This window comes from Holdemanella sp. MSK.7.32, from assembly GCF_024460475.1.
GTDB lineage: Bacteria > Bacillota_I > Bacilli_A > Erysipelotrichales > Erysipelotrichaceae > Holdemanella.
Window position 1 is genome coordinate 1 of sequence record NZ_JANFYN010000126.1, and the last position, 452, is coordinate 452.

Genomic DNA, 452 nt, shown 5'->3' on the forward strand with positions numbered 1-452 from the left:
CAACGTATATGTGTCAAATAAAATCACTTCTTTCTAGGAAACTATTTAATTTTCCAATATCCGCTAAATCCATGTCCCACATATTCAATTTGATCATTTTCTTTAATGAGGCGTCGAACTGTTCTTAAACTGACACCTAATTTTTCGGCCATGATTTTTGCACTGATTTTATTGTTTTCTTCAATCATGTTCATTATTAGTGTATCAAAATCTTGAGTGCCATCTTGAGTGCCATCTTGAGTGCCATCTTGAGTGCCACGATAATTTAAATTTGGCATAATAACAGTAAATTGGTATCTATCGGATCTGAAATAGGGTTTCTTTTCATCAGTATAGTTCACTTGAAAAGCATAATTATCTAAGATTTTTGCAAATCCACTGCCTTTACGTTCCATATATCCAAGCCGATTAAATACATCTGCTAATACTGGATTTCTTCGAGTGGATGGTAC

1 protein-coding gene is annotated in these 452 nt (G+C 33.6%); it reads right to left on the reverse strand.

Annotation, left to right across the window (positions count from 1 at the left end; all coding sequences use genetic code 11):
* Positions 1–41: 41 nt before the first annotated feature.
* Positions 42–452 (reverse strand): ATP-binding protein (locus NE544_RS12095; RefSeq protein WP_256269507.1); only part of this gene is annotated, 411 nt, incomplete at its 5' end.